Origin of the sequence: Stenotrophomonas sp. JAG2 (genome assembly GCF_041080745.1) — a bacterium.
GTDB classification, from domain to species: Bacteria; Pseudomonadota; Gammaproteobacteria; order Xanthomonadales; family Xanthomonadaceae; genus Stenotrophomonas; species Stenotrophomonas maltophilia_AA.
Genome location: NZ_JBEUMH010000001.1, coordinates 212,709 through 238,670 on the forward strand (window position 1 = coordinate 212,709; position 25,962 = coordinate 238,670).

The following is a 25,962-nucleotide window of genomic DNA, read 5'->3' on the forward strand; positions in this document are numbered from 1 at the left end:
GGAGCAGCGGGTAAGGTGGTGTTTTCCCCCGTCAGGCATCTTCATGGCAATTCCCGACCGGTTCAACGCTTTCCGCATCCACCAGGACGATACCGGCTACCACGCCGGGCTGGAACCGATCGGCCTGGAACAGCTCAACCCGGGCGAGGTGGTGATCCGCGCGCACTGGTCCTCGGTCAACTATAAAGATGCGTTGGCCGGCACCGGCAAGGGCAGGATCCTGCGCCGCTTCCCGCTGGTCGGCGGCATCGACGTGGCCGGCACCGTGGTCGCCTCGACCGATCCGGCCTACCGCGAGGGCGATGCGGTACTGGCCACCGGCTGCGGGCTGAGCGAGACCCGCGATGGCGGCTACAGCCCGTATGTGCGCCTGGCCGCCAGCGCGGTGATCCCACAGCCGACGGGACTGACCCCGCGTGAGGCGATGATCCTGGGCACGGCCGGCTTCACCGCTGCGCTGGCCCTGGTGCGGATGCTGGACAACCGGCAGACCCCCGCCCACGGGCCGCTGGCCGTGACCGGAGCGACCGGCGGGGTCGGCTCGCTGGCGGTGGACATCTTCACCCGGGCCGGTTTCGAGGTGCATGCGATCAGCGGCAAGGCCGACCAGGCCGACTACCTGCGTGGACTGGGTGCCCGCGAGGTCCTGCCGCGGGACGTGCTGGCGACCACCCGGCCGATGGAATCGGCACGCTTCGGCGGCGGCCTGGACAATGCCGGCGGCGCGATGCTGACCAGCCTGCTGGCCCAGACCGCGCCCTACGGCTCGGTCGTGAGTGCCGGCCTGGCCGCGAGCCCGGCGCTGGACATGACGGTCATGCCCTTCATCATCCGCGGCGTCTCGCTGATCGGTGTGTCGTCCTCCAGCGCACCGCGTGATCTGCGCGAAGCGGTCTGGGCGAAGCTGGGCGGCGCGTGGAAACCGGCGCATCTGGAGACGATCTGCACGGGCGAAGTCGGGCTGGATGGCCTGTCGGCAGCGTTCGATGCCCTGCTCGCAGGCGGCAACCACGGCCGCACGGTGGTACGAATCGACTGAGCGTGGCAGCCGGGCGACGGACGGCACGTCCGGCGCTTCACGACGGTGCGAGGCCCGCACTACACTGCGGGCATCACACGGGGAACAACATGGCACGCATTCTGATCGTCGACGATTCACCGTCGCAGCTGTTGGGGATACAGCGGATCGTCGAAAAACTCGGGCACGAAATCCTCACCGCCACCGATGGCGCGGCCGGGGTGGAAGCGGCCAAGGCCGAGCTGCCCGATCTGGTGCTGATGGACGTGGTGATGCCCAACCTCAATGGTTTCCAGGCGACCCGTACCCTGGCACGCGATGCCTCGACCAAGCACATCCCGGTGATCCTGGTGACCACCAAGGATCAGGACACCGACCGCATGTGGGGCATGCGGCAGGGCGCCAAGGCCTATATCACCAAGCCGTTCTCCGAGGACGAGCTGTCCGAGGTGCTGGAGCGCGTTTTCAGCCACCAGGAACCGCCGACGGCATGAGCCGATGGCACGATGAGCCGACCAACGGTCGGCTTCTACCGCGAAGGCAATCGCGGCCGACCCGGTAGATACCAACCGTTGGTCGGTACGCAACGATGACCGGGACGCCGCGCAACGCCTTGCCTCACACCTTCTCGCCGAACGCCTTGGCCAGCGCCTTGTAGGCCTTCTTCTGCGCTTCGTCGGTCGGCGCCGGCGCGATGATCTCCAGCTCCACGATCTGGTCGCCATCCGGGTTGCCCGGCAGGCCCCGGCCGCGCAGGCGCAGCTTGCGGCCTGCGTCGGACTCGGCCGGCACCTTCAACTCCACCGCCCCGCCCAGGGTCGGCACGCTGATGCTGGTCCCCAGCGCGGCCTGCCACGGGGTGACCTGCAGCGTGTACAGGATGTTGCGCCCGTCCACCTCGAACTGGGGGTGTTCGGCGTATTCCACTTCCAGCAGCAGGTTGCCACCGCCGGTGCCCTGCCCGGTCAGGCGGATCACCTGGCCCGGGCGGATGCCCTTGGGCACGCGCACATCCAGCTGCTTGCCGCCCACGTTGATGCGCAGGCTGTCGCCCTGGTAAGCGGCTTCCAGCGGCACCGACAGCTTGGCGCGGGTGTCGCGGGTGGGCTGCGGGCCCTGGCTGGCGCCGCCGAATCCGCTGGCGCGGCCGCCACCGCCGCCCCGCTGGCGCGCGAACAGGCTTTCGAAGAAGTCGCTGAAGCCGCCGCCACCGGCGCCGCCCCCGAACACCTCTTCAAAATCGTAGCCCTGCCCACCGCCATAGTTCGGCGGGGTGTGGAACTCTTCGCCGGGCCGGTAGCCCTGCGCCTTCAGCTGGTCATAGGCCGCGCGCTTCTGCGGGTCGCGCAGCGCCTCGTAAGCCTCGTTGACCGCCTTGAATTTGTCCTCCGCCCCCGCTTCCTTGCTCACATCCGGGTGGTACTTGCGCGCCAGGCGGCGGTAAGCGGTCTTGATCTCAGCATCGCCCGCGGTGGGTTCCACCCCGAGCGTGGCGTAGTAATCCTTGAATTCCATCCAAACACCTCGACTAAGTTCGGCCACCCGCGTGGGCGGGCGCCGTCCGCGCAATTCTAGCCGCTGCGGACCGGCCCACCGTGACGCCGGGCACGAATGATCCTGCGCAATGCGGCGGACATCCCGGCCGGCTACGCTGCCCCCGGTAGCCCGCCTCTCCCGCTCCAGATGGGTCTGCACGTCCGGTTTTCAACGTGTTGACATGGCCATCCCATGCCCCTCACTACCCTGCCTGTGTCCAAGGAGTCCGCATGACCATCCACGTTGGCGACCGCATTCCCGAAGTCACCCTCAAGCGCATCCGCGAGGGCATGGAGACCATCGACACCCATGCCCTGTTCGATGCGCGCAAAGCGGTGCTGTTCGGCGTGCCCGGCGCATTCACCCCGACCTGTTCGGCCCGGCACCTGCCCGGCTTCATCGAGCAGTTCCCCGAGTTCCGCCACCGCGGGATCGAAGTGTTCTGCATGGCGGTCAACGATCCGTTCGTGATGAAGGCCTGGGGCGAGAGCCAGCAGGTGCCCGACGGCCTGCAGCTGTTGTCCGACGGCAATGGCGAGTTCACCCGGGCCCTCGGCCTGGAGATGGATGCCAGCAGCTCCGGGATGGGCATCCGTTCGCGCCGCTTCGCGCTGTACGTCGAAGACGGTGTCGTGCGCGAAACCTTCATCGAGGAACCCGGAAAATTCGAGGTGTCTTCGGCGCAGTACGTGCTGGAGCATCTCCCCCGCTAGACCCACGCAACAGAGGAATCCGGCCAGCCATGTCCAAGCCAGCCAAGAACACCCCCGATACCGCCCCGAACACCGCCCGTCCGCCGGGCATCAGCGATACCGCCACCCTGCGCGCCAAGGCCCGCAAGGACATCGAAGACGGCGCGATCACCGACAGCTACAGCGCCGACCGCGAGGCGGTGATCAAGCTGCTCAACGATGCGCTCGCCACTGAGTACGTGTGCGTGCTGCGCTATTACCGCCATTACTTCATGGCCAAGGGCATGCTCGCCGATTCCATCAAGGCCGAGTTCCTGGAGCACGCACAGCAGGAGCAGGCGCACGCCGGCAAGCTGGCAGAGCGCATCGTGCAGCTCGGCGGCGAGCCGGATCTCAATCCGGATACGCTCACCGCACGTTCGCATGCCGAGTACAAGGAAGGCAGCGACCTGCGCGACATGGTCCGCGAGAACCTGATTGCCGAGCGCATCGCGATCGACAGCTATCGGGAGATGATCAACTTCGTCGGCGACAAGGACACCACGACCAAGCGCATCCTCGAAGAGATCCTCGCGCAGGAAGAAGAGCACGCCGACGAATTCGCCGATCTGCTTGACGGCTGGATCGGCGAGTAACGCCGGCCGCGTGCCGGCTTCTCGCAGGATCCGAACGCACGTGTAGTGCCGGCCGCTGGCCGGCTCCTCGCAGAATCCGAACGGACGTGTAGTGCCGGCCGCTGGCCGGCTCCTCGCAGAATTCGAACGCACTGCAGTGCCGGCCAGCGGCCGGCACTACCGTTCATGGTGTGATGCCGGCCAGCGGCCGGCACTACCAGCGTCTGCTTAGCGCGACGTCAGCGCAGGATACGGAACCGGACCTGCGTCCAGGCACCATCGGCGGCCAATGCGGTCAACGTGTGCTCGCCCACCTCGTCGAAATCGCGCTGGAACAGCCGCGCGCCTTCGGTGCGGGCGATCCAGCGATCATCCAGCAGCCAGTCCACCGTGGTCTCATTGCCCAGCGCCCGCAGTTGCAGGCGCACGCCGTGTTCGGCATTCGGCGCGCGTGCGAGGGTGGCGCGGTCGTTCAGCCCCTCGATGTGCAGGGTGCCGCCACTGTCGCGGCCGTCCGCGCTGCAATCCGGCGACAGCGCCGGCAGTTGCGAGGCCTGGCGCTGCGCCTGCGGCAGCCACGGCGACAACAACGCCGGCCAGCGTGCGATCTCACGCGACTCCGCCTCATGCGGTCGGCTGCACTCCGGCGACAGCCGCAGCCCCGTGCGCGCATCCACCTGGAAGCGCTGAAGTCCCGGCTGCCACAGCCGCGCATCGCGCTCGGCGAAGGTCGGCGGCACCGCCCCGTCCAGCACGAACGCCGGCATCCGCCGCTGGCACAGCGCGGGCGCTGTCTGCTCCGCCAGACCACCGGTCGGCCAGCAGATATCGGCCTGCGCCACGCTCGCCGGCATCGGCGCCGCACTGGCATCGCCGGCCTGGCGCGGCAGACTGTCGATCACCTCGAACATCAGCGGCAACGCGGTCACCGCGCCGTACTGCCCGGGCAGCGGCGTGCCATCCGGACGCCCGACCCAGACGCCTACCGTGTAATGCCGCGTCGTGCCGATCGCCCAGGCATCGCGGTAGCCGTAGCTGGTGCCGGTCTTCCAGGCCACGCGCGGGCGGCCGGTGACGTCGAAGGTGCCCGCGCCATAGCCCGGGCGGGGATTGGATTCGAGCATCTCGCGGGTGATCCAGGCCGCGCCCGGTGACATCAGGCGACGCTCGATCACCGCATCCTCGGCGGTGTAACGCACCCGCCCGGCAATGCCGTTGCGATTGAACGCGGCAAAGGTACCGACCAGATCCTCCAGCCTCGCGCCGGTACCGCCCAGTATCAGCGACAGGTTCGGCGCACTGCCGTGCGGAAAGCGCAGGTTGATGCCCGCATGCGAGAGGCGTGCCGCGAAGCGCGCCGAGCCGACCCGGTCCAGCAGGTCCACGGCCGGCACGTTCAGCGACAACCGCAGCGCCGTGGCCACACTGACGGGCCCGTTGAAGGCCGCATCGAAGTTGCCCGGCCGGTAACCGCCGAAACTCTGTGGCGCATCCACCATCAGGCTTTCCGAATGGATCAGGCCATCATCCAGTGCCATGCCGTACAGGAATGGTTTCAGCGTGGAGCCCGGCGAGCGCCAGGCCTGCACCATGTCCACATGGCCGAGCCGTTGCTTGTCGCCGAAGGCGACCGAGCCGACATAGGCACGCGCCTCCAGCGTGCGGTTGTCCACCACCAGCAGCGCGGCCGAGGTGCGCTCGGGCAACTGCGAGAAGTACGACGACACACGCTCTTCCAGCGTGCGCTGCAGGCCGATATCCAGCGTGCTCTCGATCCGCGCCACCCGCGGCTGCGCCGAGCGCAGGCGCTGGGCCAGCAACGCTGCATGCAGCGGGGGCTGCAGGGCACGCGTGACCACCGGCTCGATGCGCGCATCGTCGACCTCCTCGCGTGACCACACGCCGAGCGACACCATCCGCTCCAGCACCTTGTCGCGCGCACGTTGCGCCGCTTCCGGGTGCCGGTCCGGACGCAGCCGGCTGGGCGACTGCGGCAATACCGCCAGCAACGCCGCCTCGGCATGCGACAGCTGCGAGGCCGGCTTGCCCAGATAGGCCCAGCTCGCCGCCTCGACGCCTTCAATGGTGCCGCCGTAGGGCGCGCGCTCCAGATACAGCGCCAGGATCTGCGCCTTGCTCAGGTGCAGCTCCAGCTGCACCGCGCGCAGCAGCTGCTTGGTCTTGCCCCATGGCGTGCGCGTATGCGGATCGAGGATGCGGGCGACCTGCATGGTCAGGGTCGAGCCGCCGGAGACGATCCGTTGTTCGAACAGCCATTGCTTGCCGGCGCGCAGCAGTCCCCACGGATTGATGCCCGGATGCCGCCAGAACCAGCGGTCTTCGTAGTTCAGCAGCGCCTGCAGGTATAGCGGCGAGACGCTGTCGGCGGAGGCCGGGTAGCGCCACACCCCGTCGGCATCGGCGAAGGCGCGCAGTGGCGTGCCATCGCGCGCGACGACCAGGGTGCTGGTGTCGCGCTGCCTGGGCAGCGGTGGCGGGAACGCAAGATCCATCACCAGCAGCAGCGCGAGCACCGCCGCCGTGCCCCAACGCAGGCAGGGCAGCACGTTGCGTCGTACGGAGGCCCACGACCGCTTGGAAAAAAGAGACGTCATGTCCATTCAGCAGCGAGGCAGGCGGGCCGTCATCGCGACGGCCCGCCCTGCGATCAGGGCTGCACCACGGTCAGCGAGGCCGGGAGACTGCGACCCACGCCGCGCAGGTCGGGACGGTACATGTCCTCCACCAGCGGCGGCGGCACGCGATACGTGCCCGGCGTGACCGCACGCACCAGGTAGAACACCTTGGCGGTGCTGCCACGCGAGAGTTTCAGCGCGGCCACATAGCGGTCGTCGCGGAACTCTTCGTGCTTGATGTTGGCCGCATCGCCACGATCGTTGACGCTCAACCCGTCGACAACGACATCGGCCCACTGCTTGGCATCGCCCAGGTTGAAGTTCTCGATCTCCAGCCCGGCCGGCAGCAGATCGGTCAGCAGTGCATCGGGCATGTCCACGTTCGGGGTGACGCTGACCCGCACGATCAGGGCCTCGCCTTCCTTCAGCGGACGCGGCGTCCACGGCTTGCCGTCGGTGGTGTACCAGCTGCGCTCCACGCCGAGCGTGCGGCTGTCCGGTTCCGGCGGGTTGCGCGGAATGCCGGCCACTTCCAGGCTGGCGAACATCGGCGGCTCCCCCTGCGGGCTGAAGCGCACGCCCTTGGCCAGCGCGGCGTAGTCGAAGCTGCGGCCGAACATGCGGCGCGCCGAGATGCTCTCGCTCTCACCACCGACCACCAGCTCGCCGGACACCAGCTTCTTCTGGTTGGCCGACAGCGCCTTGCCCATGCGCGCCAGCGCCACCTGCTCCTGGGTGCTCAACCACATCCAGCCGCTGTTGCGGCGGGCGTCCAGCGCGCGGCCGAGATCGACCGCGCGTGCATCGTAGGCCGGCTTGGACAGCTTGCGTTCGTGCAGCAGCGCGATCATCAACGCGTCATCGCGCACCGCGCTGCCGTAATCGCCGAAGTAGGCCGGACGGTCGTCCGCGCTCTTGGCAAAGCCGGCGGCAATGGCCGCATCACCGCGCTTGTGGTCGCCCTGCAGGGACAGCGCGATGCCCAGGTGCACCAGCGACAGGCCGGTCAGCGACTTGCTGCGCTCGTTGTCGTACAGCGCACGCAGGGTACCCAGCGGCGCGCGGTTGACCCGGGCCAGCACGTAGCCCGAATAGGCCTGGTTGGCGAACTTCAGATTCTCGCGGCGGTCCTCGCCATAGAACTGGTTGCCGCCGGACAGCAGATCTTCGCTCAGGCGGTTCAGCGCCTTCTGCAGCACGTTGTCCGGTACCGCGAAGCCGGCGTCCTTGGCGTCGAGCAGGAACTCGGCGATGTACGGCGTCAGCCACGGATTGATGTAGCCGTCGTCGCCCCACATCGAGAAGTTGCCGTTGGCTACCTGCATCGAGGCCAGGCGGCCGAACGCACCTTCCATGCGCTCGCGGCGGGTCTTGGCATCCAGCCCGTCCGCACCCAGCATGGCCGAGGTCGCTTCATCCAGCATCAGCGCGGCATAGCCCTTGCTGGTGGTCTGCTCGGCGCAGCCATACGGATAGTTGAGCGCGCCGTTCAAGGCACTGGCGAACGGAATCGGCGGCAGCGCGCTGACCAGCATGCGTGCGGTCACCGAGTCGTTCATCAGGCCATCGGCCAGCCCGGCTTCCATCGTGACTGCGGCCAGCGGATCCAGCGTGCGGGTCTGTGCGCGCAGCACCTGCGGCCACGCCGCGCGCACCGGCAGGTCATAGCGGCGATCGACCTTGAAACCGTTGCCGTCCACGCGTACGCGGACCTTGGCTACCGTGTAACCCTCGCGCGCAGTCAGCGGGAAGCTCAGCGTGCTCTTGGCGTCGGCGTTGAGCTTGAGCGTGCGACTGGAGTCGCCCAGGGTCAGCGGCCCGATGCCATCCACCTGCACCTTGAACTCGCCCGGCGTGCCGGTGAAGTTCTGCACGTCCAGGGTGACCGTGCTGGTATCCCCGGGCGCCATCACGCGCGGCATGCTGGCTTCGGCCAGGATCGGCGCGCGCACCACGGTCTCCACATCGCGCTTGCCATACTGGTCATCGGCGTACACCAGCGCCGAGACGCGTAGGGTACCGTTGAAATCCGGCACCTTCAGCGCGATCCGCGCGATGCCCTTGGCATCGAGCTTCACCGGGCCGGAGAACAGATCCACCGTCTGCACGCGCGCGGTCGGACGCTTGGCCTGGGGCATCGCGGCCAGGGCCATGTCGCCACCGAACTTCAGCTTGCCGCTGCTGCCGTCGAAGCTCTCGATCACGCGGCTGTAGATGTCATACGCATCCACGCCCAGGCGGCGCTGCGCGAAGAAGTGCGCGGCGGCATCGGGGACCGGGAAGCGGGTGATGTTGAGGATGCCCACATCCACTGCGGAGACAGTCACATGCGCGACCTTGCCGGCCAGCTGCGGGGCACTGACGGTCACCGGCAGCGTCTGCTCCGGGCGCATCTGCTTCGGTGCCACCAGGCCGACCGCGATCTGGCGGGCCTTGCGGTCCATCGGCACATGCACCACGCCGACCGCACGGGCCGGAGTGATCTTGCTCGGCGCACTGCCACCACGGAACACCAGCGCGGTGATGTAGACGTCGTGGCGTTCCCACTCGGCCGTGACCGGAATGTCGTAGGTGCTGCCCGGCTTGGCGTCGATGTCCTGGACGTAGAGCATCTTGTCGCTCTCGACCATCAGCACGCCCTTGCCGGCATGCGGCGGGGTCACGGTGACGCGCACGGTATCGCCGGCCTTGTAGCCGGTCTTGTCCAGCGCCAGCTTGACCTTGTCCGGGCGCGCATCCAGGCCGCGGTTGTCGTCGTTCCAGCTCCAGCCGGCGTTGAACGGATAGCGGCTGGTCAGCCCGGTGGCCGGGTCGAACACGTCCAGCCGGTACTCACCCCACTCCACCGGGACATCAACACCGACCGCCGCGCTGCCGGCATCGACGGTGCGGGTGTCCTTGTTCTCGAAGCGGCGGGTGAAATCGTAATCCCAGCGGTTGTCGTTGAAGGTCCAGTGGTAATCGCGCAGCTCGCGCACCAGCGTGACCTTCAGGCCCTTGGCCGGCTGCGGCTTGCCCGCCGCGTCCACGCGCATCAGTTCGAAACGCGCGTTGCTGTTGGCATCCGCGCCATCCTTGGGATCGAACAGCGGGCGCACGCCGACCAGGGCCGCGGCCGGCCACATCACCCGCTTCAGGGTGCGGGTCACGGTGCGGCCACCGGTTTCATACACGCTGCCGGACAGCACCACGGCGATCGGCGCGGTCGGCTTGACCTCGGCCGGCAGTTCCACGTCCTGGCGCAGCTTCCCGTCGGCCGGGAATTCGGTATCGATGACGTCGCGCGCCTCGCGCGGCAGCGCGGTGGTCGGATCGCCGAAGAAATAGCCCGGCAGCGACTCCACCGGCGACTGCTCGGCCGCCACGGCCAGGCGTGCGGTAAAGCGGTTGCCGTCGGCCGGCGCGCCGTACAGATACGCGGCGTCGGCCTGCAGCTTGAGCGGCTCGCCCGGCTTGAGCGTCTTCTGTGCGCTGTCCAGGTCCAGCTTCATGCGCTCGGGCAGGAACTCCTCGATGCGCAGGGTCATGCCCTGGATCGCTTCCTTGCTGGCCGGATTGGTGCGGAACTCCACCTGCCAGCGCCCGGTCGGCGCCTCGGCCGGGATCAGCTGCTCGAAGCTGAAGTAGCCCTGCTCGCCCGGGGTCAGGCGGGTCTCGCGGAAGGTTTTGCCGTCCGGCTGCTTCAGGCGCAGGAAGACGGGCTGTGGCTTCACCGGCTTGCCGTCGTTGTCGCGCAGCAGCGCGGAAATGCGCACGGTCTCGCCGGGGCGGTACAGGTCGCGGCCCGACCAGGTGAACACGTCGAACCAGGCATTGTCGCGCCCGGCCACGGCGAACTCGCTCAGGTCCAGCGCGGGCTGGTTGAACGGCAGCATCGAGGTATCGCCGCCACTGCTGGCGATCAGCACATGGCTGGCATCCAGCGTGTAATTGAGCAGCGCATTGCCGTTGCCGTCGGTCGCGCCCTTGAGCACCACCTCGCCCTTGCCATCCAGGATGCGCAGCTCGATCTTCTTCAGCGACGCCCCGCTCTGCAGCGAGGCCGTATGCACGAACAGCTTGTCCTTGTAGGCGCGCGTATGCAGGCCGATGTCGCTGACGGTGAAGAAGGCGGTGTCGTACTCACCTTCGAACGAACCGCTGCGCTTCATCACCGCGAAATACAGGCCGGGCTGCTGCAGCTCCTTGATGTCCTGCGTCGGCAGGTAGGTGAGCACGCGCTCGTTCTGCTTGCCGCCGATCACGAAGCGGTTCACGTAGACCGGCTCGGCCAGCTGCGACATCGGCGTCTTGTCGCCGTAATCGCTGTCCAGCTCCCAGCTGCCGCGGCGGCCGCCACGCTGGTACTGGCTGAAGAAGTTCGGCAGTTCCTTCTCGCGTACGCGCAGGAATTCTACGTCCACTTCCGGCACGTTGACCGAGACCACCGGCAGGCCGCGGCTGTCCTTGGCCGGCAGCACGCTGCCCTGCGAGGCGAACCCGGCCACCGGCTTGAGCTCACCGGTGAAGACTTTCTGGCGCAGCTCCTTGCCGATCCGGCTGCCATCGGCGGCAAGCAGGTCGGGCGAGACGATCAGCGAGTATTCCTTGGCCGCCTCCACGAACGGATAGCGCAGGATCTTGCCGTCATCGGACAGCGACCAGCTGCTGTCCTCGGTCCCGACCTTCTCGGCGAAACGGACCAGCGTGTCGAAGTCCTGGGTGCCGACCAGCGGGCGCGAAAACTCCAGGGCCAGCGACAGGCCGTCGCTCTTCTGATCGGGGTAGGCCCGGACCAGGGTGAACTCGGTGACCGCCTCGGCCTTGGCCGTGATCGGCGCGCCGGACGGTGCCGGCAGCTGGCCGCTGTCGTTGCGCTTGCAGCCCCCGACGCCGATGGCCAGGCCGGCGACCAGCGCCAGGCCCGCGATTCCCTTCCAGCTCCACTGCCCAAACCGACTGCGGCTAGCCATGACGTCACTCCTTGAACAAGGCCGCCAGTATACGGGCCGTCCCCGCTCGTTCGCGGGCGACCCAGGGCGATCCGTGCGTCATGGGCGGCGGGCGGGGCCACGGCGAAGGGCAGCCGACCAACGGTCGGCGTCTACCCGGCCACGTAGAGGTCCACATACTCGTGCACCGGCATCGCCTCCAGCGCGACCGGGTCCAGCGACGCCTCGAGGATCCGGCGCTGCTGCACGGTCGGGAACACCCCGGCCAGGTGACGGCGGAACTTGTCCTCCAGCAGCGGGATCCCCTCGGCGCGGCGGCGGGCATGGCCCAGCGGGTACTCGACCACCGCGTCCATCGTGCTGCCATCGGTGAAGGTCACCTGCAGCGCGTTGGCGATGCTGCGCTTGTCCGGGTCCATGTAATCCGCGGTGAACCGTGGATCTTCCACGCAGGTGATCTTCGCCCGCAGCGCATCGATGCGCGGATCGGCCGCCACGTCGTCCTCGTAGTCCTCGGCGACCAGGCGGCCGAAGATCAGGCCGATCGCCACCATGTACTGCACGCAGTGGTCGCGGTCGGCCGGGTTATGCAGCGGGCCGGGCTTGTCGATGATGCGCAGGCAGGCCTGCTGGGTGCGCAGGGTGATCTGCGCTATGTCTTCGCTGCGTTTGCCGCTGGCGCGCATCTGCGCGTGCAACTGCATCGCCGCCTCGACCGCGGTCTGGCCATGGAACTCGGCCGGATAGCTGATCTTGAACAGTACGTTCTCCATCACGTAACTGCCGTAAGGCCGCTGGAAGCGGAAGGGCTGGCCGCCGAAGGACACATCGTAGAAGCCCCAGGTCGGCGCGGTCAGCGCACTCGGATAGCCCATCTCCCCGGCCGCGGCCATCAGCGACAGGCGCACCGCACGGCTGGTGGCATCACCGGCCGCCCAGCTCTTGCGCGAGCCGGTGTTGGGCGCGTGCCGGTAGGTGCGCAGCGACTGCCCATCGACCCAGGCCAGCGACAGCGCATTGAGCATGCGCTCGCGATCCAGGCCCAGCATGTGCGAGACCACCGCGGTGGAGGCGACCTTGACCAGCACCACGTGGTCCAGCCCGACCCGGTTGAACGCATTCTCCAGCGCCAGGCAGCCCTGGATCTCATGCGCCTTGACCATTGCGGCCAGCACATCGCGCATGGTCAGCGGCGCCCGGCGCAGCGCCTCGGCATTGCGGCTGAGCCAATCGGCGGTGGCGAGGATGCCGCCGAGGTTGTCGGAGGGATGGCCCCACTCCGCCGCCAGCCAGGTGTCGTTGAAATCCAGCCAGCGGATCATCGCGCCGATGTTGAAGGCGCCCTGCACCGGATCGAGCTCGAAGCGGGTACCGGGCACGCGTGCGCCATTGATCACCCGCATGCCGGGCACCAGCGGCCCGAGCAGCTTGCTGCAGGCCGGGAACGAGAGCGCCGCCAGTCCGCAGCCCAGCGTATCGATCAGGCAGTGCCGCGCGGTGGTGTACGCCTGCGGCGAGCTGACCTGGTAGTCGCGGACGTAATCGACGATGTCGGTCAGGACCGTGTCCCATGGCGGGCGCTGGTTGCTGTGGCTGTCGTGACCGGACATCGCGATTCTCCTGTTGGGTATTACAAGGTAGTGGCAGGCACCCGTACCGCACCGTCCATCAATACGCGGGCGCTGCGGCTCATGATGGCCTTGGTGACCGTCCACTGACCGTCAACGTGCATCGCCTGTGCACCCACGCGCAAGGTGCCGGAGGGATGACCGAAGCTCACCGATTCACGCTCACCACCGCCGGCGGCGAGATTCACCAGCGTGCCCGGAATCGCGGCGGCAGTGCCGATGGCGACCGCGGCAGTGCCCATCATCGCGTGGTGCAGCTTGCCCATGGACAGCGCGCGCGCGTGCAGATCGATCTCTCCGGCAGCGATCTGCCTGCCACTGGACGACACGTAGTCCTGCGCCGGCGCGACGAAGGCGACCTTGGGCGTGTGCTGGCGGGTCGCAGCCTGTTCGATCGTCTCGATCAGGCCCATGCGCACCGCGCCGTGCGCGCGGATCGCTTCGAAACGCGCCAAGGCGGCCTTGTCCTCATTGATCGCCGGCTGCAGTTCGGTACCGGTGTACCCCAGGTCCGCGGCATTGAGGAAGATGGTCGGAATGCCGGCGGTGATCATCGTGACCTGGAAGCTGCCCACGCCGGGCACGTCGAGCGTGTCGACCAGGTTGCCGGTCGGGAACATCGCCCCGCCCTCGCCTTCATCAGAGGGATCCAGGAACTCCAGCGGGATCTCCGCGGCCGGGAAGGTCACGCCATCCAGCTCGAAATCGCCGTCTTCCTGCACCTGGCCATCCACGATCGGCACGTGCGCCAGGATGGTCTTGCCGATGTTGGCCTGCCAGATGCGCACGGTGCAGAGGCCGTTGTGCGGAATACGCGCCGGATCGATCAGGCCGTTGCTGATCGCGAACGGGCCCACCGCGGTGCTGAGATTGCCGCAGTTGCCGCTCCAGTCGACGAAGGCGGTCTCGATCGAAATCTGGCCGTACAGATAATCCACGTCGTGCTCCGGCACCGACGGTGCGGAGAGGATCACGCACTTGCTCGTACTGGAAGTCGCGCCGCCCATGCCATCGGTGTGCTTGGCATACGGATCAGGCGAGCCGATCACGCGCATCAGAAGCGCATCGCGCGCCGGACCCGGCACCTGCGCCGCGGCAGGCAGGTCGGTCAGCTTGAAGAACACACCCTTGCTGGTGCCACCGCGCATGTAGGTGGCGGGAATGCGGAGCTGGGGAAGAAACGCCATATCGAAATCCTGATGGAAAGACGGGCCGTTGCCGGGCCGTCGTGATGCGGGTGGGATCAGGCGACCTGCGCCGATTCCAGGAAGTCCTGGGCGAACCGCTGCAGCACGCCACCGGCCTCGTAGATCGAGACCTCTTCGGCGGTATCCAGGCGGCAGGTGACCGGCACCCGCAGCTGTTCACCGTTGCGGCGGTGGACGACCAGGGTCAGTTCGGCACGCGGCACGCGATCCCCGAGCACGTCGAAGGTTTCAGTGCCATCGATGCCCAGGGTCCTGCGGTTGACGCCTTCCTTGAACTCCAGCGGCAGCACGCCCATGCCGATCAGGTTGGTACGGTGGATGCGCTCGAACCCTTCGGCGGCGATCGCTTCCACGCCGGCCAGGCGCACGCCCTTGGCGGCCCAGTCACGCGAGCTGCCCTGGCCGTAGTCGGCGCCGGCGATGATGATCAGCGGCTGCTTGCGCGACATGTAGGTTTCGATGGCTTCCCACATGCGGGTGACCTGGCCTTCCGGCTCCACGCGCGCCAGCGAGCCCTGCGTGACCTGGCCGTCGATCACGGCCATTTCATTGATCAGCTTCGGGTTGGCGAAGGTGGCACGCTGCGCGGTGAGGTGATCGCCGCGGTGGGTCGCGTAGGAATTGAAGTCTTCCTCGGGCAGGCCCATCTTCGCCAGGTACTCACCGGCCGCGCTGCTGGCCATGATCGCGTTGGACGGCGACAGATGGTCGGTGGTGATGTTGTCGCCGAGTACCGCCAGCGGTCGCATGCCGGTCAGGCTGCGCGCACCGGCCAACGCGCCTTCCCAGTACGGCGGGCGGCGGATGTAGGTGCTCTGGGGGCGCCAGTCGTACAGCGGGCTGATCGGGGCGCCGTGTTCCACCTTGAAGGTGAACATCGGGTCGTAGACCTTGCGGAACTGCTCCGGCTTGACGCTGGCCTTGACCACCGCATCGATCTCGGCATCGCTGGGCCACAGGTCCTTCAGCGTGATCGGGTTACCGTCGGCGTCATGGCCGAGCGCGTCCTTCTCGATATCGAAGCGCACCGTACCGGCGATCGCATACGCCACCACCAGCGGCGGCGAGGCCAGGAAGGCCTGCTTCGCGTACGGGTGGATGCGGCCATCGAAGTTGCGGTTGCCCGAGAGCACGGCGGTGGCATACAGGTCGCGGTCGATCACTTCCTGCTGGATCTTCGGGTCCAGCGCGCCACTCATGCCGTTGCAGGTGGTGCACGCGAAGGCGACGATGCCAAAGCCCATCTGTTCCAGCTCGGTCAGCAGGCAGGCCTCTTCCAGATACAGCTGCACGGCCTTGGACCCCGGCGCCAGCGAGCTCTTCACCCACGGCTTGCGGGTCAGGCCGGCACGGTTGGCGTTGCGCGCCAGCAACGCCGCGGAGATCACGTTGCGCGGGTTGCTGGTGTTGGTGCAGCTGGTGATCGCGGCAATGATCACCGCGCCATCGGGCATCAGGCCCTCGGCCTGTTCCAGCTTGCCCGAGGCCAGCTTGCCTTCATCAGCGATGCCGCGGGCGGCCAGGTCGGTGGTCGCCACGCGCTTGTGCGGGTTGGACGGGCCGGCCATGTTGCGCACCACGCTGGACAGGTCGAACTGCAGCACGCGCTCGTACTGCGCGGTGACCAGATCGTCGGCCCACAGGCCGGTGGCCTTGGCGTAGGTTTCCACCAGCGCGACCTGGGCATCTTCGCGGCCGGTCAGGCGCAGGTAGTCCAGGGTCTGCTGGTCGATGTAGAACATCGCCGCGGTGGCTCCGAACTCCGGCGTCATGTTGGAGATCGTGGCACGGTCACCGATGGTCAGCGCGTTGGCGCCCTCCCCGTAGAACTCGATCCACGCACCGACCACGCGCTCCTTGCGCAGGAATTCGGTCAGCGCCAGCACCACGTCGGTGCAGGTGATGCCGGGCTGCGGGCGGCCGGTCAGCTCCACGCCGATGATGTCGGGCAGGCGCATCCAGGAAGCACGGCCGAGCATCACGCTCTCCGCCTCCAACCCGCCGACGCCGATCGCGATCACGCCCAGCGCGTCCACGTGCGGGGTGTGGCTGTCGGTGCCCACGCAGGTATCCGGGAAGGCCACGCCATCGCGCACCTGCACGACCGGCGACATCTTCTCCAGATTGATCTGGTGCATGATCCCGTTGCCCGGCGGAATCACGTCGACGTTCTTGAACGCCTTCTTGGTCCAGTTGATGAAGTGGAACCGGTCTTCATTGCGGCGGTCTTCGACGGCGCGGTTCTTCTCGAACGCAGCCTTGTCGAAGCCCGGGAATTCCACCGCCAGCGAGTGATCGACGATCAGCTGGGTCGGGACCACCGGATTGATCTGCGCCGGATCACCGCCGGCATCGGCGATGGCATCGCGCAGGCCGGCCAGATCGACCAGGGCGGTCTGGCCGAGAATGTCATGGCAGACCACGCGGGCCGGGAACCACGGGAAATCCAGGTCCTGGCGGCGTTCGATCAGCTGGCGCAGCGAGGGCTCCAGCGTGGCCGGGTCGCAGCGGCGCACCAGGTTTTCGGCCAGCACGCGCGAGGTATACGGCAGCGTGGCATAGGCACCGGGCTGCAACGCGTCGACGGCGGCACGGGTATCGAAATAGTCCAGCGCGGTGCCGGGGAGGTTCTTGCGGTACTGAGTATTCATGGCTGGCGATAGCTGCTTGTTGGCGGGCCGGGGCGTCGTGACACCGGCGAAGAAGGAGTAGCGACGCCGCAACGGAGCAGACCGGCATCGCGCCGGCCTGTTCCGCAAAGCACCCGCGAACGGGTGCGGTACGTCTGTCTTACTTGCGCTGGTCGATCGGCACGAAGGCCTGGTCTTCCGGGCCGGTGTAGTTCGCGCTCGGCCGGATGATCTTGCCGTCGATGCGCTGCTCGATGATGTGCGCGCTCCAACCGGAGGTGCGGGCAATCACGAACAACGGGGTGAACATCGCCGTCGGCACGCCCATCATGTGGTAGCTGACCGCGCTGAACCAGTCCAGGTTCGGGAACATCTTCTTGATGTCCCACATCACCGATTCCAGGCGCTCGGCGATGTCGTACATCTTGACGTTCTGCTGCTCGGCGGACAGGTCGCGCGCCACCTCCTTGATGATGTTGTTGCGCGGATCGCTGACGGTGTAGACCGGGTGGCCGAAACCGATCACGACCTCCTTGCGCTCGACGCGGGCCTTGATGTCAGCCTCGGCATCGTCAGGGCTGTCGTAGCGCTTCTGCACTTCGAAGGCCACTTCATTGGCGCCGCCGTGCTTGGGACCGCGCAGCGCACCGATGCCACCGGTGATCGCGCTGTACATGTCACTGCCGGTGCCGGCGATGACGCGGCAGGCGAAGGTCGAGGCGTTGAACTCGTGCTCGGCGTACAGGATCAGCGAGGTGTGCATCGCCTTGACCCACGAATCCTGCGGCTTCTCGCCGTGCAGCAGGTGCAGGAAGTGTCCACCGATGGAGTCGTCGTCGGTTTCCACGTCGATCGCACGACCGTTGTGGCTCCAGTGGTACCAGTACAGCAGCATCGAACCCAGGCAGGCCATCAGCTTGTCGGCGATGTCGCGCGCGCCCGGATGGTTGTGGTCGTCCTTCTCCGGCGACACGCAGCCGAGCACGGACACGCCGGTGCGCATCACGTCCATCGGGTGCGCGGACGGCGGCAGTTCTTCCAGCGCGGCCTTGACCGCGGCCGGGATGCCACGCAGCGACTTCAGCTTGGTCTTGTAGGCGACCAGCTCGGCGCGGGTCGGCAGCTTGCCGTGGACCAGCAGATGCGCGATTTCCTCGAACTCGCTGGTGTTGGCCAGATCGGCGATGTCATACCCGCGGTAATGCAGGTCGTTGCCGCTGCGGCCGACGGTGCACAGCGCGGTGTTGCCGGCGGCGGTGCCAGACAGGGCGACGGATTTCTTCGGCTTGAAGCCGGGGGCGGTAGTGGTGTCGCTCATGATCCCTCCAGAAAACAGTGTGCGGTGTTACTTCTTGGCGGCGAACAACGCATCGAGCTGCTGCTCGAAGGCGTGGTAACCGATACGGTCGTAGAGTTCCTCGCGGGTCTGCATCGCCTCCACCACATTACGCTGGTGGCCCTCGCGGCGGATGGTCTCATACACGTTCTCTGCCGCCTTGTTGGCAGCGCGGAACGCGGACAGCGGGAACAGCTGGATGGCGACGCCGGCCGAGGCCAGCTCGTCGCGGCTGAACAGCGGCGTGGCGCCGAACTCGGTGATGTTGGCCAGCACCGGCACCTTCACCGCATCGACGAAGCGGCGGTAGGTCTCCAGATCGTAGGCCGCCTCGGCGAAGATGCCATCGGCACCGGCCTCGACGCAGGCGATGGCGCGTTCGATCGCGGCCTCCACGCCATCGACCTGGATGGCATCGGTGCGCGCGATCAGGAAGAAGTCCGGATCGGTCTTGGCATCGGCGGCGGCCTTGACCCGGTCCACCATCTCGCCCTGCGACACGATCTCCTTGCCCGGGCGGTGACCGCAGCGCTTGGCGCCGACCTGGTCTTCGATATGGCAGGCGGCCGCGCCGGCCTTGATCAGCGACTTGACCGTACGCGCGATGTTGAACGCGCTCGGGCCGAAACCGGTGTCGATATCCACCATCAGCGGCAGGTCGCACACATCGGTGATGCGGCGCACGTCGATCAGCACGTCTTCCAGGGTGTTGATGCCCAGGTCCGGCAGGCCCAGCGAGCCGGCCGCGACGCCGCCACCGGAGAGGTAGATCGCCCGGTAGCCGGCGCGCTTGGCCAGCAGCGCGTGGTTGGCGTTGATCGCGCCGATCACCTGCAACGGCGATTCGGCGGCCAGTGCGGCGCGGAAACGGGCGCCAGCGGAAGAAACGGGGGTGCTCATGCGGCATTCCATCGTGATTGACCGGTTGATAAGCGCAAGGGCCGTGCCAGGTGGCAAGTGTCTGATTTCATTGAGGCAGCGAGGTGACTGCGACGTTTCACCTTGAAACATTGAAACATCTGTAACATGGCTGCAACTGAAACATTGAAACAGCCTCATGTCGATCAGCCTGCCCCGCCACCGCGCCCGCCTGTCCGATCCCGATGCCGGCCAACTGCCGGTGATCTGGACCGTCAGCGTGTCGCGCCTGACCGGCCTGCTGGGGGATGTGATCCCCGAGTTCGACCGCCGCGCCCGCATCGTGCCGATCAACCTCGGTTTCGAGGAGGCAGTGGATGTCATCGGCCAGCGCCTGCGCCGCGAACACTGCGATGTGGTGATCGCCGGTGGCTCGAACGCGGCCTACCTGCGCAGTCGGCTGGAGGTGCCGCTGGTCCCGATCCAGGCCAATGGGTTCGACCTGATGGAAGCGCTGGCGCGCGCGCGCCGGATCGCCCCGCGGATCGGTCTGGTCACCCACGCCACCGACGTGCCGACGTTCGGCAGCTTCCAGCACAGCTTCGGGCTGGATATCGAGCACCGCCGCTTCGTCACCCGCGAAGATGCGCGCGACTGCATCGCCGACCTGCGCGCCAACGGCATCGAGGTGATCGTCGGCACCGGCATGGCGATCGACCATGCCGAACAGGTCGGGCTGCCCGGCGTACTGCTGTACTCGGCCGATTCGGTGCGACAGGCGTTCGAACACGCACTGGAGCTGACCCAGACCCTCGCGCGCTCCGGTGCGCCGTCACCGCGGCGGCGCACACCGGCCAGGCCACGCGACGCCGATCACGCCCTGCTCGGGGACAGCGCGCCGATGCAGCAGGTGCGCGGGCACATCGCGCTGTATGCGCCTTACGACAGCACGGTGCTGGTGACCGGCGCCACCGGTACCGGCAAGGAACTGGTGGCGCGGCAACTGCACGCCGCCAGCGGTCGACGCGGCCGCTTCGTCGCGCTGAACTGCGGGGCGATCAGCGAGTCGCTGCTGGAGGCCGAGCTGTTCGGCTACAACGAAGGCGCGTTCACCGGCGCGCGGCGCGGCGGGCGTGTCGGTCTGGTCGAAGCCGCCGAGGGCGGCACCCTCTTCCTCGATGAAATCGGCGAACTGCCGCTGCCGTTGCAGACCCGGCTGCTGCGGGTACTGGAAGAGCGCGAAGTGCTGCGCGTCGGCGCCACCGAGCCGACGCCGGTGGACGTACGCGTGGTCGCGGCCACGCTGCAGACGCTGGAATCGCTGGTGGACACACAACGTTTCCGCCGCGATCTGTATTACCGCCTGGCCGCGCTGCGCATCGCGCTGCCGACGCTGCACGAACGGCGCGAGGATGTCCCCTTGCTGGTGAGGCACTTCTTCCGGCAGCTCGCCGGTACGGACGCACCGTTGTCCGCCGAGGCGATGGCGCGACTGCGCGACTACGCCTGGCCGGGCAACGTGCGTGAGCTGCGCAACATGGTCGATCGCCTGCGCATCCACTGGCAGCAACAGCCGCGCGAGCTGACGTTGCCGCAGATGCTGCAGTGGTTGCCGGAGCTGCACGCGGCGCAGCAGCCACTGGCGGTTCCAGGCGCCGGCGCCCCGGCAGCCCTCACCGCTGCCTCGGCGGCGCGACCCGATGCGGCCGCGCTGCGGCGACTGCTGGCCGACTGCGGCGGCAACCGCGAGCAGGCGTGCGCGCGGCTGGGCGTATCGCGGACGACGCTGTGGCGGTGGTTGCGCGAGCTTCCGCCGGCCTGATTACGGGAACAACATCCGCTTGCTCCACTGCCCGTCAACACCGGTCTCGTAGCAGCAGCGCTCGTGCAGGCGGAACTGCGCGCCGTACCAGAACTCGATCCGCTGCGGCACCACGCGCAGGCCGCTCCAGCCTTCCGGACGCGGTACGTCGCGGCCCTCGAAACTGGCCTCGGTGACCGCCACGCGCGCGTCGAATTCTTCGCGCGAGGCCAACGTCTTCGATTGCAGTGACGCCCAGGCGCCGATCTGGCTCATGCGCGGGCGCGAGGCGAAGTACGCATCGGCCTCGGCGTCGCTGACCTTCTCCACCCCGCCTTCGATCCGCACCTGGATGCCGGCTTCGCGCAGGCTGCGCCACAGGAACAGCAGCGCGGCCCGTGGATTGGCCTGCAGTTCACGCCCTTTGTGGCTGTCCAGGTGGGTGTAGAAGACGAACCCGCGTTCGTCGAAGGCCTTCAGCAACACGGTCCTCGCGGACGGCTGGCCGTTCGGGTCGGCCGAGGCCACCGTCATCGCATTCGGTTCGACTTCGCGGCTTGCCTTGGCTTCTTCGAACAGCCCGGCAAAGGTGGACAACGCTTCGGCATACAGATCGGTCATGGCGGTTTTCTTGTCACGCGGTTTGGGTTTATTGTCGCTGCATGCCTGCACCTGCGTACATGCCCCCGACGAAAGGTTTTCCGGATGCACTGGTCGCACAGGCGCTGGACGACGCACTGAGCTGCGGCGCGGCCATCCCAGTATTGGCGATCAGCGGCCTGCAGGGGAGCGGCAAATCGACGCTGGCCGCCCAGGTGGTGGCACTGGCCGAATCGCGCGGCCTGCACGCGGCGATGCTTTCCATCGACGATGTCTACCTGACCCGCGCCCAGCGCCAGCGCTTGGCGCGACAGGTGCACCCGCTGCTGCTGACCCGCGGCCCGCCGGGCACCCACGATCTGGCCTTGGCCCACGCCACCCTGGACGCGGTCGCGGCCGGCAGCCCGGTCGCCCTGCCCCGTTTCGACAAACTGGCCGACGAGCGCCAGCCCGAAAAGGACTGGCCGCGCATCGACCGCCCGCTCGACCTGCTGGTGTTCGAAGGCTGGTTCCTCGGCACGCCGGCACAGGACGAGGCCGACCTGGATCCTCCCCTCAACGCACTCGAGCGCGACGCCGATGCCGACGGCCGCTGGCGTCGCTGGTGCAATCACGCGCTCGCGCAGGACTACCCCGCGCTGTGGCAGCGGTGCGACCGCCTGTGGTTCCTGCAGCCGCCGGACTTCTCGGTGATCCCGCGCTGGCGCTGGCAGCAGGAGCAGAACCTGCAGGCCGCCCAACCCGACCGCAGCAGCATGAGCCGCGCCCAGCTGGAGCGCTTCGTGCAGTACTACGAACGGGTCAGCCGGCAGGCGCTGCGTACGTTGCCGGCGCTGGCCGATACCGTGATCGCCCTGGACGAACAGCGCCGGATCGTCGCGCCGCGCTGACCGCGGCATCGACGGAAACGCAGCACTCAGCCGACCAGGAAAGTCACCCGCAGGTTCACCCGCCACTCGGTGATGTTGCCGTCGCCATCGGTGACGACCTTGGTTTCATTGATCCAGGCGCCCTGGATGCCCTTGACCGTCTCGGACACCTTCTTCAGGCCGCTGCGCACCGCGTCCTCGACGCTGGTCTTGGAGGAGGCGTTGATCTCGATGATTTTGGCTAAGGACATGGGTCGCTCCAGTGGCGCGCGGGACACTCCGCGCTGCCCCACCATGGGGGCCGCCGCGTAAAGGCGATGGCACGGAGATGTTAGGATCGAGGGTAATGAATCCCGCTCCGAACCTCATCCTGATTGGCCCGATGGGCGCCGGCAAAACCTGCATCGGGCGCCGGCTGGCCGAGCGCTTCACGCTGGACTTCGTGGATGCCGACCAGGCCATCGTGGAGAGCACCGGCGCCAGCATCCCGGCGATCTTCGAGCACTCCGGGGAAGCCGGCTTCCGCCAGCACGAGCGCGAGGTCCTGCACGCGCTGCTGGACGGGCACGGCCAACTGGTCTCCACCGGCGGTGGCGCCGTGCTGGACCCGGACAACCGCGCGGCGATCGCCCGGCGCGGTTTCGTGGTCTACCTGCGGGTCAGCGTGCCGGCCCAGTTGGAGCGGCTGGCCCGCGACCGCGGCCGCCCGCTGCTGCAGCGCCCGGACCGCGAGCAGGTCCTGCACGAGATGGCCGCTGCCCGCGACCCGCTCTACCAGGGCCTGGCCGATCTCACCCTGGATACCGATCTCTACACGCCCGCCGAGGCCACCGCGCAGCTGGTGCTGCGCCTGGCCGCGCAGTGGCAGCGACAGGAAACACCCGAATGACCGCCTCCCCGCGTACCGTTGCCGTCAGCGGCGACACCCCCTACACCATCCACATCGGCCCGGGCCTGCTCGGCCAGGGCGAGCTGCTGACCCGCCACGTGCGCGGCCGCCATGTGCTGCTGCTCAGCGATTCATCGGTTGCGCCACTGTATCTGGCCGGAGTGAAGTCGGCGCTGCTGGCCGTCCGCCCGGATCTGCTGATCGGTGAGCTGGTGCTGCCCGCCGGTGAAGCGTCCAAGACGCTGGCCCACTTCGGCGATGCGATCACCGCACTGGCCACCCTCGGCGCCACCCGCGATGCCTGCGTGATGGCGCTCGGTGGCGGTGTTGCCGGCGACCTGGCCGGCTTCGCAGCCGCCTGCTGGATGCGCGGCGTGGACTGCGTGCAGCTGCCGACCTCGCTGCTGGCGATGGTCGACTCTTCAGTCGGCGGCAAGACCGCAGTGGACATTCCCGAAGGCAAGAACCTGGTCGGTGCGTTCCACCCGCCGCGTGCCGTGATCGCCGATACCGCCGCGCTGCGCACCCTGCCGCCGCGCGAGCTGCGTGCCGGCCTGGCCGAGGTGATCAAGTACGGCGCGATCCGCGACCCGTTGTTCTTCCGGTGGCTGCAGGCCGAACACACCGCGCTGCTGGCGGGCGACGACACCGCGCTGGCCCAGGCGATCGCGCGCAGCTGCGAGCACAAGGCCGAGATCGTCGCGCGCGATCCGCTGGAAAAAGGCGAGCGCGCCCTGCTCAACCTTGGCCACACCTTCGGCCACGCCATCGAGACCGAACAGGGCTACGGCGCACCGGGCAACGACAACCTCAACCACGGTGAAGCCGTCGCCGTCGGCATGGTCCTGGCCGCACGGCTGTCCGCGCAGCTGGGCATGAGCGGGGACGCCGACACCGGGCAGCTGCGCGAACTGCTGCTGCGCTACGAACTGCCGGTCGCCATTCCCACCGGCCTGCAGCCCGAAGCGCTGCTGGCCCGGATGCGGCTGGACAAGAAGAACGTCGCCGGCCGGCTCCGTCTGGTGCTGTGGCGTGGCATCGGCCGCGCGGAGGTCGTCGCCGACGTCGACGAGGCCGACGTCCTGCGCGTGCTCGCCGCCGGCTGAGCCTGCGACGTTACGCCGCACCCGCGCCGTCGCTGACGGCCGCGTCCGGCGTTCACGGCTACAATCGGGGCATGCGCGTCTTCCTGCACCAACACGCCCGCGGTGCCGATCCGGCCCGTTATCTCCAGCTCACCCTGCAACCGGACCTGTTCGGTGGCTGGGAGCTGCTGCACGAGTCCGGCCCGATCGGCGGGCGCGGGCAACTGCGCCGCGAGCTGTACCTGCAGGAAGACCTGGCGCTGGCTGCGTTCGAGAAAGCGCGCGACGCACACCTGCATCGCGGCTACGACGTGACCTACACCAGCGGCGCTGCGCCGCCCTGAGCGGCCACCTCCGCCACACCCCCTCCGGCCCTGCGCCACCAGATCCCAAGGAAGCGTTCCGTGACCAGCCCCTCCCGCCATGATCGCCTGCTGCGCGCCCTGCGCCGCGAACCGGTGGACTGCACCCCCGTCTGGCTGATGCGCCAGGCCGGTCGTTACCTGCCCGAATACCGCGCCACCCGCGCCAAGGCCGGCAGCTTCCTGGCCATGGCCAAGAACCCGGACATCGCCTGCGAAGTCACCCTGCAGCCGCTGCGCCGCTTCGACCTCGATGCCGCGATCCTGTTCTCGGACATCCTCACCATCCCCGACGCGATGGGCCTGGAGCTGTACTTCGTCGAAGGCGAAGGCCCGAAGTTCCGCCATCCGGTCCGCGACGCCGCCGCCATCGCCAGACTGGCCGTGCCGGACATGGAAACCGAGCTGCGCTACGTGATGGACGCCGTCCGCGTGATCCGCCGCGAACTCGACGGCAGCGTGCCCCTGATCGGCTTCTCCGGCAGCCCGTGGACGCTGGCCTGCTACATGGTTGAAGGCGGCGGCAGCAAGGACTTCGCCCGCATCAAGGCCATGGCCCTGAACGAACCGGCCGCCCTGCACCAGCTGCTCTCGGTCGTCACCGACGCCGTGATCGCCTACCTCGCCGCCCAACGCGCGGCCGGCGCCCAGGTCCTGCAGGTCTTCGACACCTGGGGTGGCGTACTCAGCCCCACCATGTACCGCGAATTCTCCCTGCGCTACCTGACCCGCATCGCGCAGGAACTCGAGCGCGGCGAAGGTGCCGAGCGCACCCCGCTGATCCTGTTCGGCAAAGGCACCGGCCTGCACCTCGGCGCCCTGGCGGACACGGGCGCCGACGCGCTCGGCGTCGACTGGACCCTCGACCTCGCCGACGCCGTCACACGCACCGGCGGCCGCGTCGCCCTGCAGGGCAACCTCGACCCCACCACCCTCTACGGCAACCCCGCCGCCATCGAACGCGCCGCCGGGCAGGTGCTCGACAGCTACGCCCAAGGCAACGGCGGCTCCCGCGAAGGCCACGTCTTCAACCTCGGCCACGGCATGTCCCCGGACATGAATCCCGAGCACGTGCAGGTCCTGGTGGAAGCAGTGCATCGCTTGAGCCGACGCTGATCGCCATCGGCAGGTAGCCGGCCAGCGGCCGGCACTACCCGGGCATGACCGACGCAGGCGTTCTGCATCCAGAAACGCCTGCGCTCGTGTGCACCCTCGAGACGGACGGATGCCGTCAGCAGCTGATCGGCCCCCATCATTGCCGCGCTGCGC

Annotated in this window: 20 protein-coding genes; 10 read left to right on the forward strand and 10 right to left on the reverse strand. The window is 68.0% G+C overall.

All coding sequences use genetic code 11. From position 1 onward, the window contains the following. Positions 1-43 precede the first annotated feature (43 nt). Complete coding sequence (locus AB9O74_RS00970; protein ID WP_369348103.1) at positions 44-1,039, forward strand: YhdH/YhfP family quinone oxidoreductase; 996 nt, start codon at positions 44-46, stop codon at positions 1,037-1,039. A gap of 89 nt (positions 1,040-1,128) precedes the next feature. Next, complete coding sequence (pilH, locus tag AB9O74_RS00975) at positions 1,129-1,512, forward strand: twitching motility response regulator PilH (protein ID WP_176990568.1); 384 nt, start codon at positions 1,129-1,131, stop codon at positions 1,510-1,512. Between the two features lie 124 nt (positions 1,513-1,636). Here the strand turns inward: pilH and AB9O74_RS00980 are convergent, their stop codons facing one another. Continuing rightward, positions 1,637-2,533 (reverse strand): DnaJ C-terminal domain-containing protein, encoded by an 897-nt coding sequence (locus tag AB9O74_RS00980; protein ID WP_121038875.1) that lies wholly within the window; start codon positions 2,531-2,533, stop codon positions 1,637-1,639. Positions 2,534-2,784: 251 nt separating this feature from the next. Between AB9O74_RS00980 and AB9O74_RS00985 the strand changes: the two genes are divergently transcribed. After that, complete coding sequence (locus AB9O74_RS00985) at positions 2,785-3,267, forward strand: peroxiredoxin (RefSeq protein ID WP_176990570.1); 483 nt, start codon at positions 2,785-2,787, stop codon at positions 3,265-3,267. Between the two features lie 29 nt (positions 3,268-3,296). Next, positions 3,297-3,881, forward strand: a complete 585-nt coding sequence (locus tag AB9O74_RS00990; protein WP_176990571.1) for a bacterioferritin — start codon at positions 3,297-3,299, stop codon at positions 3,879-3,881. A 218-nt stretch (positions 3,882-4,099) separates the two neighbouring features. Here AB9O74_RS00990 and pbpC read toward each other — a convergent pair whose 3' ends face one another. The 7 genes from pbpC to prpB all read right to left on the reverse strand — a co-directional run bounded on the left by pbpC (position 4,100) and on the right by prpB (position 19,129). Beyond that, a complete protein-coding gene (gene pbpC, locus AB9O74_RS00995; RefSeq protein ID WP_369348104.1) occupies positions 4,100-6,475 on the reverse strand; it encodes a penicillin-binding protein 1C in 2,376 nt (791 codons plus the stop codon). 53 nt (positions 6,476-6,528) lie between these two features. Beyond that, positions 6,529-11,448, reverse strand: coding sequence for an alpha-2-macroglobulin (locus tag AB9O74_RS01000; RefSeq protein ID WP_369348105.1), 4,920 nt, complete (start codon positions 11,446-11,448; stop codon positions 6,529-6,531). 131 nt (positions 11,449-11,579) lie between these two features. Further along, a complete protein-coding gene (locus AB9O74_RS01005; protein ID WP_369348106.1) occupies positions 11,580-13,037 on the reverse strand; it encodes a bifunctional 2-methylcitrate dehydratase/aconitate hydratase in 1,458 nt (485 codons plus the stop codon). A gap of 20 nt (positions 13,038-13,057) precedes the next feature. Next, positions 13,058-14,242, reverse strand: coding sequence for a 2-methylaconitate cis-trans isomerase PrpF (gene prpF, locus AB9O74_RS01010; RefSeq protein ID WP_369348107.1), 1,185 nt, complete (start codon positions 14,240-14,242; stop codon positions 13,058-13,060). A 56-nt stretch (positions 14,243-14,298) separates the two neighbouring features. Further along, complete coding sequence (acnD, locus tag AB9O74_RS01015; protein WP_369348108.1) at positions 14,299-16,914, reverse strand: Fe/S-dependent 2-methylisocitrate dehydratase AcnD; 2,616 nt, start codon at positions 16,912-16,914, stop codon at positions 14,299-14,301. A gap of 139 nt (positions 16,915-17,053) precedes the next feature. Next, a complete protein-coding gene (gene prpC, locus AB9O74_RS01020; RefSeq protein WP_123730477.1) occupies positions 17,054-18,211 on the reverse strand; it encodes a 2-methylcitrate synthase in 1,158 nt (385 codons plus the stop codon). 27 nt (positions 18,212-18,238) lie between these two features. After that, positions 18,239-19,129: a methylisocitrate lyase gene (prpB, locus tag AB9O74_RS01025; protein ID WP_176990577.1), complete on the reverse strand. Its 891-nt coding sequence runs from the start codon at positions 19,127-19,129 to the stop codon at positions 18,239-18,241. Positions 19,130-19,286: 157 nt separating this feature from the next. On the opposite strand from prpB, the gene prpR reads away from it, so the two are divergent. Beyond that, positions 19,287-20,909 carry a propionate catabolism operon regulatory protein PrpR gene (gene prpR / locus AB9O74_RS01030; protein ID WP_369348109.1) on the forward strand — a complete coding sequence of 541 codons (1,623 nt, stop codon included), beginning with the start codon at positions 19,287-19,289 and terminating at the stop codon, positions 20,907-20,909. Here prpR and pdxH read toward each other — a convergent pair whose 3' ends face one another. Continuing rightward, positions 20,910-21,509 (reverse strand): pyridoxamine 5'-phosphate oxidase, encoded by a 600-nt coding sequence (gene pdxH, locus AB9O74_RS01035; RefSeq protein WP_369348110.1) that lies wholly within the window; start codon positions 21,507-21,509, stop codon positions 20,910-20,912. Between the two features lie 41 nt (positions 21,510-21,550). Between pdxH and AB9O74_RS01040 the strand changes: the two genes are divergently transcribed. Continuing rightward, positions 21,551-22,378 (forward strand): kinase, encoded by an 828-nt coding sequence (locus AB9O74_RS01040; RefSeq protein ID WP_369348111.1) that lies wholly within the window; start codon positions 21,551-21,553, stop codon positions 22,376-22,378. Positions 22,379-22,404: 26 nt separating this feature from the next. On the opposite strand, the gene AB9O74_RS01045 is transcribed toward AB9O74_RS01040, so the two are convergent. After that, positions 22,405-22,608 carry a dodecin family protein gene (locus tag AB9O74_RS01045; RefSeq protein WP_369348112.1) on the reverse strand — a complete coding sequence of 68 codons (204 nt, stop codon included), beginning with the start codon at positions 22,606-22,608 and terminating at the stop codon, positions 22,405-22,407. 95 nt (positions 22,609-22,703) lie between these two features. On the opposite strand from AB9O74_RS01045, the gene AB9O74_RS01050 reads away from it, so the two are divergent. From AB9O74_RS01050 to hemE, 4 genes are all read left to right on the forward strand, one after another. Then, positions 22,704-23,246 carry a shikimate kinase gene (locus AB9O74_RS01050; protein WP_369348113.1) on the forward strand — a complete coding sequence of 181 codons (543 nt, stop codon included), beginning with the start codon at positions 22,704-22,706 and terminating at the stop codon, positions 23,244-23,246. Then, a complete protein-coding gene (gene aroB / locus AB9O74_RS01055; protein WP_369348114.1) occupies positions 23,243-24,352 on the forward strand; it encodes a 3-dehydroquinate synthase in 1,110 nt (369 codons plus the stop codon). Before AB9O74_RS01050 ends, aroB begins: the two co-directional genes overlap by 4 nt. 71 nt (positions 24,353-24,423) lie before the next feature. Further along, entirely contained in the window at positions 24,424-24,675 is a 252-nt protein-coding gene (locus AB9O74_RS01060) for a WGR domain-containing protein (RefSeq protein WP_176990583.1), read from the forward strand. A 60-nt stretch (positions 24,676-24,735) separates the two neighbouring features. Further along, positions 24,736-25,809 carry a uroporphyrinogen decarboxylase gene (gene hemE / locus AB9O74_RS01065; RefSeq protein WP_369348115.1) on the forward strand — a complete coding sequence of 358 codons (1,074 nt, stop codon included), beginning with the start codon at positions 24,736-24,738 and terminating at the stop codon, positions 25,807-25,809. Positions 25,810-25,962: the final 153 nt, after the last annotated feature.

Coding starts and splice junctions, on each gene's coding strand:
- AB9O74_RS01050 (WP_369348113.1), top strand. CDS start 22,704: ATGAATCCCGCTCCGAACCTCATCCTGATTGGCCCGATGGGCGCCGGC.
- AB9O74_RS00970 (WP_369348103.1), top strand. CDS start 44: ATGGCAATTCCCGACCGGTTCAACGCTTTCCGCATCCACCAGGACGAT.
- AB9O74_RS00985 (WP_176990570.1), top strand. CDS start 2,785: ATGACCATCCACGTTGGCGACCGCATTCCCGAAGTCACCCTCAAGCGC.
- AB9O74_RS01040 (WP_369348111.1), top strand. CDS start 21,551: ATGCCTGCACCTGCGTACATGCCCCCGACGAAAGGTTTTCCGGATGCA.
- prpR (WP_369348109.1), top strand. CDS start 19,287: ATGTCGATCAGCCTGCCCCGCCACCGCGCCCGCCTGTCCGATCCCGAT.
- AB9O74_RS01060 (WP_176990583.1), top strand. CDS start 24,424: ATGCGCGTCTTCCTGCACCAACACGCCCGCGGTGCCGATCCGGCCCGT.
- prpC (WP_123730477.1), bottom strand. CDS start 18,211: ATGAGCGACACCACTACCGCCCCCGGCTTCAAGCCGAAGAAATCCGTC.
- prpB (WP_176990577.1), bottom strand. CDS start 19,129: ATGAGCACCCCCGTTTCTTCCGCTGGCGCCCGTTTCCGCGCCGCACTG.
- AB9O74_RS01000 (WP_369348105.1), bottom strand. CDS start 11,448: ATGGCTAGCCGCAGTCGGTTTGGGCAGTGGAGCTGGAAGGGAATCGCG.
- AB9O74_RS00990 (WP_176990571.1), top strand. CDS start 3,297: ATGTCCAAGCCAGCCAAGAACACCCCCGATACCGCCCCGAACACCGCC.
- pilH (WP_176990568.1), top strand. CDS start 1,129: ATGGCACGCATTCTGATCGTCGACGATTCACCGTCGCAGCTGTTGGGG.
- AB9O74_RS01045 (WP_369348112.1), bottom strand. CDS start 22,608: ATGTCCTTAGCCAAAATCATCGAGATCAACGCCTCCTCCAAGACCAGC.
- pbpC (WP_369348104.1), bottom strand. CDS start 6,475: ATGACGTCTCTTTTTTCCAAGCGGTCGTGGGCCTCCGTACGACGCAAC.
- AB9O74_RS01005 (WP_369348106.1), bottom strand. CDS start 13,037: ATGTCCGGTCACGACAGCCACAGCAACCAGCGCCCGCCATGGGACACG.
- acnD (WP_369348108.1), bottom strand. CDS start 16,914: ATGAATACTCAGTACCGCAAGAACCTCCCCGGCACCGCGCTGGACTAT.
- AB9O74_RS00980 (WP_121038875.1), bottom strand. CDS start 2,533: ATGGAATTCAAGGATTACTACGCCACGCTCGGGGTGGAACCCACCGCG.
- aroB (WP_369348114.1), top strand. CDS start 23,243: ATGACCGCCTCCCCGCGTACCGTTGCCGTCAGCGGCGACACCCCCTAC.
- prpF (WP_369348107.1), bottom strand. CDS start 14,242: ATGGCGTTTCTTCCCCAGCTCCGCATTCCCGCCACCTACATGCGCGGT.
- pdxH (WP_369348110.1), bottom strand. CDS start 21,509: ATGACCGATCTGTATGCCGAAGCGTTGTCCACCTTTGCCGGGCTGTTC.